Below are 10,657 nucleotides of genomic sequence, written 5' to 3' on the forward strand. Positions count from 1 at the left end.
GCGGAGGGTGCGACTCCGTCGGGGGCCGCCCCCTTGCCCGCCCGTTCCGCCCCCGGGGGGCGGCCCCGCCGCCCAAGGAGGCGGGGCAACGTGGGCGGCCCCGCCGCCCAAGGGGGTGGGCGGCGCCCAGGGGGGTGGGGTTAGCCGCGGCCGGTGTGGGGGTGGGGGGTGGAGAGGGCTCGGGTGGGGGGTGGGGATTCGTCGTCCGGGGTGCGGATCTGGGCGTTGTTGGTGTGGAGTTCTTCCGGGTGAGGGGCCGGGGTGTCCGGGTCGGCCGGGGGGCGGGCCGCTTCGGCGGTGCTGACCTTCGGCAGGGCGTAGGGGTGGTGTTCGCAGAGCCAGCCGATGAGCTGCTCGCGGACGGCGCACCGTACCGTCCAGATGTCGTCGGCGTCCTTCGCGGTGACCACCACCCGCACCTCCATGGTGTTGGGCGTGGAGCCCGTCACCGCCAGGCTCCAGTCGCGGCCGTCCCAGGAGGGGGTGGTCGCCAGGATCTCGCGGAGTTTCTCGCGCATCTCCGCCACCGGGGCGTGGTGGTCCAGCTGGAAGTAGACCGTGCCGGTCATCTGGGCGCCGCCGCGCGACCAGTTCTCGAACGGCTTGCTGGTGAAGTACGACACCGGCATCGTGATGCGGCGCTCGTCCCAGGTGCGTACCGCCAGGAAGGTGAGGGTGACCTCCTCGACCACGCCCCACTCGCCGTCCACGACCACCGTGTCGCCCAGCCGGACCATGTCGCCGAACGCGATCTGGAAGCCCGCGAAGAGGTTGCCGAGCGTCGACTGGGCGGCGACACCGGCGACGATGCCGATGATTCCGGCCGAGGCGAGCATCGACTTGCCGACCGTCTGCATGTTGGGGAAGGTCAGCAGCATGGCCGCCACCGCGACGACGGCGACGAGCGCGGTCACGATGCGCATGATCAGCGTGACCTGGGTACGGACCCGGCGGACCCGGGCCGCGTCCCGCGACTGGAGCGAGGCGTACCGCGCGTACGAGCTCTCGACGACGGTCGCGGCGACCCGCACGATCAGCCAGGCGGTCGCGGCGATGAGGATCAGGGAGAGGACCTGGCCGATGCCGTCCTCGTGCTCCTCGACCAGTTTCAGGTTCGTCTGGTCGTACGCGCCTCTCAGGAGCGCGGCGAGCAGCACGACCATGAGGGGCGGCCGGCAGCGGCGCAGCAGCCCCCACAGCGGGGTCTCGTGGTGACGGGCATCGGCCCGGCGCAGCACGACGTCGACCACCCAGCCGACGAACAGCGTGAGCACGACCGAGCCGCCCAGGACGATCAACGGGCGCAGTACGTTCTCCATGACTCCGACGCTAACTGGCAGGATTGCGGAATGGACATCATTCTTTTCCACTCCGTCTACGGTCTGCGCCCGGCCGTGAACGACGCGGCCACGCGGCTGCGTGCTGCCGGGCACCAGGTGCACGTGCCCGACCTCTACGAGGGGCAAACCGCAGGAACCATGGAGGAGGGCCGCGAGCTCCTCGAAACGATCGGCCGCGACGAGCTGCTGCGGCGTGCCGTGGTCGCCGCAGCACCCCACTCCGACAAGGGCCTGGTCTACGCCGGGTTCTCCTGGGGCGGCTCCGTCGCGCAGACCCTCGCGGTCGGCGACGAGAAGGCCCGCGGCCTGCTCCTGCTGCACGGCACATCGGACATCGCGGAGGACGCGGCCGTCGACGACCTGCCCGTACAGCTGCACGTCGCGTCGCCGGACCCCTTCGAGTCGGACGACTGGCTGAACAGCTGGTACCTCCAGATGCAGCGCATCGGAGCCGATGTGGAGGTCTACCGCTATCCCGGGGCCGGACACCTCTACACCGACCCGGGTCTGCCCGACCACGACGAGAAGGCGGCCGAGCAGACCTGGCAGGTGGCGCTGGGGTTCCTGGAAACGCTCTGAGAGCCCGGAGAGCTCTGAGAGCTCAGGGGCTTGCGGGAGCGGGGGTCAGCGGACCGGCTGGTGGACCCGTTCCACCCGCTGGGTGCCCGACAGGGTCCGGTAGGACCTGCTCCAGGCGCTCGTCGCGTCCTTGCGGGTCTTGTCGGACACCGCGTAGTAGTCCATCTGGGAGTGCTCGGCGGTGATGTCCAGGACGCCGTAGCCGTGGATGTCCATGTCCACCCACTTCACGTGCCGGTTGGCCGCCTTGACGGCGGTCGCGGCGGCCAGGGAGAGGGTGTGCGGGGCCACGTGCAGCATGTCGTCGAGGTTGTCGGAGGTCACCGAGGTGACCACGAACTCGACGCCCGCCGTGCCTGAGGCGGGGTACGTCGCGGCCTTCACCGGGACGTCGGTGGCCCAGGACATGTGGATGTCGCCGGTGAGGAAGACCGTGTTCCGGACGGCCTTGTCCGTCAGGTGCTTGATCAGCTCCTTGCGGTCGTCCGTGTAGCCGTCCCACTGGTCGGTGTTGATCGCCAGCCCTTCCTTGGGGAGCCCGATCAGTTCGGCGATCGGCCCCAGGAGGTGGGCGGGGACCGAGCCGAAGGCGATCGGGGAGATCATCACCGAGGTGCCGACCAGCTTCCAGGACGCGTCGGAGGCGGCGAGCCCGGCCTTCAGCCAGTCGAGCTGGGCGCGGCCGGTGATCGTACGGTCCGGGTCGTCGACCTTGCCGTTGCCGACCGCGACCTGCTGCGAGCGGAAGGAGCGCAGGTCGAGGAGGTGCAGGTCGGCCAGCTTGCCCCAGCGCAGCCGCCGGTAGACGGTGCCCTCGGTGGAGGCGCGGACCGGCATCCACTCGAAGTACGCCTGCTTCGCGGCGGCCATCCGGGACTGCCAGTCGCCCTCGGCGCCGGGGGTGTGGTTCTCGGCGCCGCCGGACCAGGTGTCGTTGGCGAACTCGTGGTCGTCCCAGATGGCGACGACCGGGTGTCTGTGGTGCAGCGCCTGGAGGTCCGGGTCGGTCTTGTAGTTGCCGTGCCGGATGCGGTAGTCGGCGAGCGAGACGATCTCGTGCTTCGGCTCGTGCTGCCGTACGGCGTACTTGGGCTCGGGGTAGCCACCGGTCGCGTACTCGTAGATGTAGTCGCCCAGGTGCAGGACCGCGTCGAGGTCGCCGCGGGCCGCGAGATGGCGGTACGGGGAGAAGTAGCCGGACTCCCAGTTGGCGCAGGACACCACGCCGAAGCGGACGCCCGCCGTGGCGGAGTCAGGGGCCGGGGTGGTGCGGGTGCGGGCGACGGGGGAGAGGACGGAGCCGGCGGAGAAGCGGAAGTAATGACCGGTCTCCTGGCGCAGGCCCCTTACGTCGACCTTCACGGTGTGGTCGGTGGCGGCCGTCGCGGTCACCGTCCCCCGGGCGACGACGCGGGCGAAGTCCTTGTCCTCCGCGACCTCCCAGCCGACCGCGATGTCCGGGCCGAGGCCGGAGCCGGGCGTGGCCTCGGGGACCGGGGTGACCCGGGTCCAGAGCAGTACGCCGTCGGGCAGCGGGTCGCCGGAGGCAACCCCGTGCAGGAAGGCGGGAGCCGGTGCGGCAGCGGCCCCCGAGGCGGCTGCGGCGGGAAGGGCCGAGGCCCCGACGAGAGCGGGAGCGGCGACTGCGGCGGTGGCGGCAGCGGCCTTGAGGGCCGTGCGGCGGGACGGGGTCCGTACGACGCCGGAAGTGGCGGACGGGGCTCCCGTGGCAGGAGTGTTTTGACTGGTCACGGCCGATCACATTACTGATCGGTAAGGTGCTTGGGTGGGCGAACCGTGAAGGTTCGCCCACCCGTTGGCCAACTGTTGGCCGGATGTCGGTCCTGCGTCAGCCCTTGAGGGCCTTCTCCAGCGCCGGACCGAAGTCGGCCGGGGTCATCGGAGCGGCGTCGGTGCCCTCCTTGACGACCGTCTTGCCGTCCATCTTGAGCGTCGGGGTGCCCTTGATGCCGCTCTTGTCGAACTTGTCCGACATCTTCAGCGCCCACGCGTCGTACGTGCCTGCGTTGACCGCGTCCTGGAACTTCTTGTTGCCCTTGAGCGCCGGGATCTGGTCGGCGACCTTGATGAGGTACTTGTCGTCGGCGAACGTGTCGACGCTCTCCTCGGGGTGGTTGGCCTGCGAGTACAGCGCGCCCTTGTAGGCGAGGAAGGCCTCGGGGCTCACGTTCAGCGCGGCACCCAGGGCGCTCGTGGCGTTCTTGGAGCCCTCGCCGCCCGCCATGTTGTCGATGAAGGTGGCGCCGATGTACTGGACCTTGTACTTGCCCGCCTCGACGTCCTTCTTGATCTGCTCGCCGTTGGCCTGCTCGAAGGCGGCGCAGCTCGGGCAGCGCGGGTCCTCGTAGAGCTCCAGGGTCTTCTTCGCGCTGTCCTTGCCGATGACGACGGTGGTGCCGTCGGTGCCGGTGGTGTTGGCGGGCTTGGTCACCGGGGCTTCCTCGGCCGCTTCCCAGGCCTTCGGCTTGTTGGCCTGGATGACGACGTAGCCGACGCCGCCGGCTATCGCCAGGACGCCCACGACCGCCCCCGCGACGACGAACTGCCGCTTCCGCTTGTCCTTCTTGGCCTGCAGCTCGCGCTCGGCGCGCAGCCGCTCGCGGGCCGCCTGCTTGTTCGCCTGGTTGTTGCGTGCACTCATGATCGTTCCAACTCCGTGGGTACTGGACTGCCGTGTGGGGACTGCCCGGCCGGGGTGCGCGGTGCGTGGATACGCGCGGTGCGCTGCCCGGGGCTCAGGCGGCGAGGTCGAGCCCGGCGGCGGGCGGCCCGCGCCTGCCCACGGAGTGCACGAGCAGCCGGGTGCGCGGTGCCCCGGCGGTGCTCCGGAGGGCCGGAGGCCGCCCGGGGGTCCGTACCGTACGGAAGCCCGCGACCGTGGCCACCGCGAGCAGCAGCGGCCGGAAGGCGGTCAGGGCGGTCGTCCGCAGCAGACCGGCGAGCGCCGCCTCACCGCGCCGCAGCCAGGCGGCGGCCAGCAGCCCGACCGCCGTGTGCGCCCCGAGCAGCAGCCAGGGCAGGGCGGGGTCGGGGGAGGCGAGGAGGGTGGTGAGGCGTTCGCCGGGTCCGGTGTGGACGAAGGGGGCGCCGACCGGGGTCCCGCCGCAGAGCACGTCCAGCCCGAAGGCGCGGAGTGCTCCGGCGACGGGTCCGCCGGACGGCCCGTAACAGACGTGCTGTCCGGTGGTGAAGAGGGTGTCCGCCGCCAGTTCGAGCGGCACCAGCAGGGCGGCGATGCGGCCGAAGCCGCGCTCCCGTCCGGCCAGCGCGTACGCGAGGACGAACACGGCGGCGCCGAGGGCGACGACCGTGACCGGTGGCAGCGGGGCTCCGGACAGCAGCACGTGCGAACCCACGGACAGCGTCACGACGAGTGCCGTGAAGAGTGCTGCCCGCAAGGTTCTCAGCGGAGTCCTGGATATGCCCATCGGGACCGAGTCTGCCACGGGGGTGAGTAAGGCTTGTCTAAGGGAGGCGGAATGGGTACGGACCTGTGATCTGGGACCGGGAGCCGGTCCGGACCCGGGGGGTCAGAGGCCGGGGATGCGGCCGTTGCGGAACAGGTCCACGAAGATCTGGTGGTCGGCCCTGGCCCGCGCCCCGTAGCTGTGCGCGAAGTCGACCAGCAGGTCGGCGAAGCCCTCCTCGTCGGCGGCGATCGCCGCGTCGATGGCCCGCTCCGTGGAGAACGGGACCAGCGAGTGCCCGCTCTCGTCGTCCGCCGCCGCGTGCATGGTGGCCGTCGCCCGGCCGAGGTCCGCGACGACCGCCGCGATCTCGTCCGGCTCGTCGATGTCCGACCAGTCGAGGTCCACCGCGTACGGCGAGACCTCGGCGACCAGCTGCCCCTGCCCGTCCAGCTCGGTCCAGCCCAGCCACGGGTCGGCGTTCACCTGGAGCGCCCGCTGCGAGATGACCGTGCGGTGGCCCTCGTGCTGGAAGTAGTCGCGGACGGCGGCGTCGGTGATGTGCCGGGAGACGGCCGGGGTCTGGCCCTGCTTCATGTAGATGACGACGTCGTTCTCCAGGGCGTCGCTGTTGCCCTCCAGGAGGATGTTGTACGAGGGCAGGCCGGCCGAGCCGATGCCGATGCCGCGCCGCCCGACGACGTCCTTCACTCGGTACGAGTCGGGGCGGGTCAGCGAGGACTCGGGCAGCGTCTCCAGGTAGCCGTCGAAGGCGGCGAGCACCTTGTAGCGGGTGGCGGCGTCGAGGTCGATGGAGCCGCCGCCGGAGGTGAAGCGGCGCTCGAAGTCGCGGATCTCGGTCATCGAGTCCAGCAGCGAGAAGCGGGTCAGGGAGCGGGCGTCGCGCAGGGCGTCGAGCAGCGGGCCCTGTGCCGTGTCCAGGGTGAAGGGCGGCACCTCGTCGTTCTTGGCGCCGGTGGCGAGCTGGTGGACGCGCTCGCGGTAGGCGCCCGCGTACACCCGCACCAGGTCGCTGATCTGCTCGTCGCCCAGCGCCTTCTGGTAGCCGATCAGCGCGACGGAGGCGGCGAAGCGCTCCAGGTCCCAGAGGAACGGGCCGACGTAGGCCTCGTCGAAGTCGTTGACGTTGAAGATCAGCCTGCCCTCGGCGTCCATGTACGTGCCGAAGTTCTCGGCGTGCAGGTCGCCGTGGATCCACACCCGGCTGGTCCGCTCGTCCAGGTAGGGGCCGCTGTGCTGGGCGCGCTCCTGGTCGGCGTAGAACAGGCAGGCCGTGCCCCGGTAGAAGGCGAAGGCGGACGCCGCCATCTTGCGGAACTTGACCCGGAAAGCGGCCGGATCGGCGGCGAGGAGCTGCCCGAAAGCGGTGTCGAACACGGCGAGAATCTGCTCGCCGCGCTGGGCGGCTTCTGTCTGCGGAACCGACATCGCCGGGGCCTCCTGGTGCATGACGTACAAGCGCGTACTGGACAAATGGGGCAGGTTCGGGACGGGCCCGCGACCTGTTCAACGCACGACCGTACCCCCGAGTGCCCGGCGGCAGGTGCCTCTCGCGGACCCCGGATCTGTCAGTGCCCCGAAGTAGACTCCGGGGTTGTCCCGCCCACCTGTTGACCGCCCCTGTCACCGAACGCAGCACCGGAGGCCCCAGCCGTGACCAAGCCGCCCTTTACGCACCTCCACGTCCACACCCAGTACTCGCTGCTGGACGGTGCCGCGCGGCTGAAGGACATGTTCGAGGCCGCCAACCAGATGGGGATGTCGCACATCGCGATGTCCGACCACGGCAACCTGCACGGGGCGTACGACTTCTTCCACACGGCGCAGAAGTCCGGGGTCACACCGATCATCGGCATCGAGGCGTACGTCGCCCCGGAGTCGCGGCGCAACAAGCGGCGCATCCAGTGGGGCCAGCCGCACCAGAAGCGCGACGACGTGTCGGGTTCCGGCGGTTACACCCACAAGACCATCTGGGCCTCCAACGCCACCGGTCTGCACAACCTCTTCCGGCTGTCCTCCGACGCGTACGCCGAGGGCTGGCTGACCAAGTGGCCCCGGATGGACAAGGAGACCATCAGCAAGTGGTCCGAGGGGCTGATCGCGTCCACCGGCTGCCCCTCCGGCGAGGTGCAGACCCGGCTGCGGCTCGGCCAGTTCGACGAGGCGGTGCAGGCGGCCTCCGACTACAAGGACATCTTCGGCGAGGGCAAGTACTTCCTGGAGCTGATGGACCACGGCATCGAGATCGAGCGCCGGGTCCGCGACGGCCTCCTGGAGATCGGCAAGAAGCTCGGCATCCCGCCGCTGGTCACCAACGACTCGCACTACACCTACGCCCACGAGGCGACGGCGCACGACGCCCTGCTGTGCATCCAGACCGGCAAGAACCTCTCCGACCCGGACCGCTTCCGCTTCGACGGCACCGGCTACTACCTCAAGTCGACCGACGAGATGTACGCCATCGACTCCTCGGACGCCTGGCAGGAGGGCTGCGCCAACACCTTCCTGGTCGCCGAGCAGATCGACACCACCGGCATGTTCGAGAAGCGCGACCTGATGCCGAAGTTCGACATCCCCGAGGGCTTCACCGAGGTCACCTGGTTCCAGGAGGAGGTGCGGCGCGGCATGGCGCGCCGCTACCCGGGCGGCGTCCCCGAGGACCGCCAGAAGCAGGCCGAGTACGAGATGGACACCATCATCTCGATGGGCTTCCCCGGCTACTTCCTGGTCGTCGCCGACTTCATCATGTGGGCCAAGAAGCAGGGCATCGCGGTGGGCCCCGGCCGTGGTTCGGCGGCCGGCTCGATCGTCGCGTACGCCATGGGCATCACCGACCTCGACCCGATCACCCACGGCCTGATCTTCGAGCGCTTCCTCAACCCCGAGCGCATCTCCATGCCCGACGTCGACATCGACTTCGACGAGCGCAGGCGCGTCGAGGTGATCCGGTACGTGACGGAGAAGTACGGCTCCGACAAGGTCGCCATGATCGGCACGTACGGAAAGATCAAGGCGAAGAACGCCATCAAGGACTCCGCCCGCGTGCTGGGCTACCCGTACGCGATGGGCGACCGGCTCACCAAGGCCATGCCCGCCGACGTCCTCGGCAAGGGCATCGACCTCTCCGGCATCACCGACCCCAAGCACCCGCGCTACGGCGAGGCGGGCGAGATCCGGGGGATGTACGAGAACGAGCCGGACGTGAAGAAGGTCATCGACACCGCCAAGGGCGTGGAGGGCCTGGTCCGCCAGATGGGTGTGCACGCGGCCGGCGTGATCATGTCCAGCGAGCCGATCGTCGACCACGCCCCGCTGTGGACGCGGCACACCGACGGCGTCACCATCACACAGTGGGACTACCCGCAGTGCGAGTCGCTCGGCCTGCTCAAGATGGACTTCCTGGGCCTGCGAAACCTGACCATCATGGACGACGCCGTCAAGATGGTGCGGGCGGGCAAGGGCATCGACCTGGAGATGCTCTCGCTGCCGCTGGACGACCCGAAGACCTTCGAACTGCTCTGCCGGGGCGACACGCTCGGCGTCTTCCAGTTCGACGGCGGCCCGATGCGCTCGCTGCTCCGCCAGATGCAGCCCGACAACTTCGAGGACATTTCCGCCGTCTCGGCCCTGTACCGGCCGGGCCCGATGGGCATGAACTCGCACACCAACTACGCGGAGCGCAAGAACGGCCGCCAGGAGATCACGCCGATCCACCCGGAGCTCGAAGAGCCCCTGAAGGAGACGCTGGGTCTGACCTACGGCCTCATCGTGTACCAGGAGCAGGTGCAGAAGGCCGCCCAGATCATCGCCGGGTACTCGCTCGGCGAGGCCGACATCCTGCGCCGCGTGATGGGCAAGAAGAAGCCCGAGGAGCTGGCGAAGAACTTCGTCCTCTTCCAGGAGGGCGCCAAGAAGAACGGCTACAGCGACCAGGCCATCCAGGCGCTGTGGGACGTGCTGGTGCCGTTCGCCGGATACGCCTTCAACAAGGCGCACTCCTCCGCGTACGGACTGGTCACCTACTGGACCGCGTACCTCAAGGCCAACTACCCGGCCGAGTACATGGCCGCCCTGCTGACCTCGGTGAAGGACGACAAGGACAAGTCGGCCGTCTACCTCAACGAGTGCCGCCGGATGGGCATCAAGGTGCTCCCGCCGAACGTCAACGAGTCCGAGTCGAACTTCGCCGCCCAGGGCGACGACGTGATCCTCTTCGGCCTCACCGCCGTGCGCAACGTCGGGCAGAACGTCGTCGACTCGATCATCCGGATGCGCAAGGCCAAGGGGAAGTACACCTCCTTCCCCGACTTCCTCGACAAGGTCGAGGCCGTCGTCTGCAACAAGCGCACCGTCGAGTCCCTGATCAAGGCCGGCGCCTTCGACGAGATGGGCCACACCCGCAAGGGCCTGGTCGCCCACCACGAACCGATGATCGACAACGTGGTGCAGGTCAAGCGCAAGGAGGCCGAGGGTCAGTTCGACCTGTTCGGCGGCGGTGAGGAGGACAGCGACGAGCCGGGCTTCGGACTGGACGTCGAGTTCTCCGACATCGAGTGGGAGAAGTCCTACCTGCTCGCGCAGGAGCGCGAGATGCTCGGCCTGTACGTCTCCGACCACCCGCTCTTCGGCCTGGAGCACGTCCTCTCCGACAAGGCGGACGCGGCGATCTCCCAGCTCACCGGCGGCGAGCACGCCGACGGCGCGGTCGTCACGGTGGGCGGCATCATCTCCGGCCTCCAGCGCAAGATGACCAAGCAGGGCAACGCCTGGGCCATCGCCACGGTGGAGGACCTGGCCGGTTCCATCGAGTGCATGTTCTTCCCCGCGACGTACCAGCTGGTGTCCACCCAGCTCGTCGAGGACACCGTCGTCTTCGTCAAGGGCCGCCTCGACAAGCGCGAGGACGTGCCCCGGCTGGTCGCGATGGAGCTCCAGGTGCCCGACCTGTCGAACGCGGGCACCAACGCCCCCGTCGTCCTGACCATCCCGACCGTCAAGGTCACCCCGCCCATGATCAGCAAGCTGGGCGAGATCCTCTCCCACCACCGGGGCAACACCGAGGTCCGCATCAAGCTGCTCGGCGCCCGCAAAACGACGGTGCTGCGGCTCGACCGGCACCGGGTGACCGCCGACCCGGCGCTCTTCGGCGACCTGAAGGTGCTGCTCGGGCCGAGCTGTCTGGCGGGCTGAGAACCGCAAGCAGGAGGCGGGGGGGGGGGGGGGGGGGGGGGGGGGAGTGGGGGGGGGGGGGGGGGGGTGGTGTGGGCCGCAAAAACAGTCATTGCGTGT

Annotated in this window: 7 protein-coding genes; 2 read left to right on the forward strand and 5 right to left on the reverse strand. The window is 69.6% G+C overall.

Translation table 11 applies throughout. The annotated features are described in order from the left end of the window. Positions 1-140: 140 nt before the first annotated feature. A complete protein-coding gene (locus tag ACZ5PB_RS15620; RefSeq protein WP_468691390.1) occupies positions 141-1,319 on the reverse strand; it encodes a mechanosensitive ion channel family protein in 1,179 nt (392 codons plus the stop codon). A 30-nt stretch (positions 1,320-1,349) separates the two neighbouring features. Here ACZ5PB_RS15620 and ACZ5PB_RS15625 point away from each other — a divergent pair, with 30 nt between their 5' ends. Continuing rightward, positions 1,350-1,919, forward strand: a complete 570-nt coding sequence (locus tag ACZ5PB_RS15625; protein WP_468691393.1) for a dienelactone hydrolase family protein — start codon at positions 1,350-1,352, stop codon at positions 1,917-1,919. A gap of 45 nt (positions 1,920-1,964) precedes the next feature. Here ACZ5PB_RS15625 and ACZ5PB_RS15630 read toward each other — a convergent pair whose 3' ends face one another. From ACZ5PB_RS15630 to ACZ5PB_RS15645, 4 genes are all read right to left on the reverse strand, one after another. Beyond that, positions 1,965-3,671: an alkaline phosphatase D family protein gene (locus tag ACZ5PB_RS15630; protein ID WP_468691394.1), complete on the reverse strand. Its 1,707-nt coding sequence runs from the start codon at positions 3,669-3,671 to the stop codon at positions 1,965-1,967. A gap of 97 nt (positions 3,672-3,768) precedes the next feature. After that, complete coding sequence (locus ACZ5PB_RS15635; RefSeq protein WP_468691395.1) at positions 3,769-4,581, reverse strand: thioredoxin domain-containing protein; 813 nt, start codon at positions 4,579-4,581, stop codon at positions 3,769-3,771. 94 nt (positions 4,582-4,675) lie between these two features. Next, positions 4,676-5,368, reverse strand: coding sequence for a hypothetical protein (locus ACZ5PB_RS15640; protein WP_468691397.1), 693 nt, complete (start codon positions 5,366-5,368; stop codon positions 4,676-4,678). A gap of 102 nt (positions 5,369-5,470) precedes the next feature. Next, on the reverse strand, positions 5,471-6,796 hold the full coding sequence (locus ACZ5PB_RS15645; protein WP_468691567.1) for a DUF2252 domain-containing protein: 1,326 nt from the start codon (positions 6,794-6,796) through the stop codon (positions 5,471-5,473). 225 nt (positions 6,797-7,021) lie between these two features. On the opposite strand from ACZ5PB_RS15645, the gene dnaE reads away from it, so the two are divergent. Further along, positions 7,022-10,558, forward strand: a complete 3,537-nt coding sequence (dnaE, locus tag ACZ5PB_RS15650) for a DNA polymerase III subunit alpha (RefSeq protein ID WP_468691398.1) — start codon at positions 7,022-7,024, stop codon at positions 10,556-10,558. Positions 10,559-10,657: the final 99 nt, after the last annotated feature.

This window comes from Streptomyces sp. NPDC032721 (assembly GCF_055579625.1).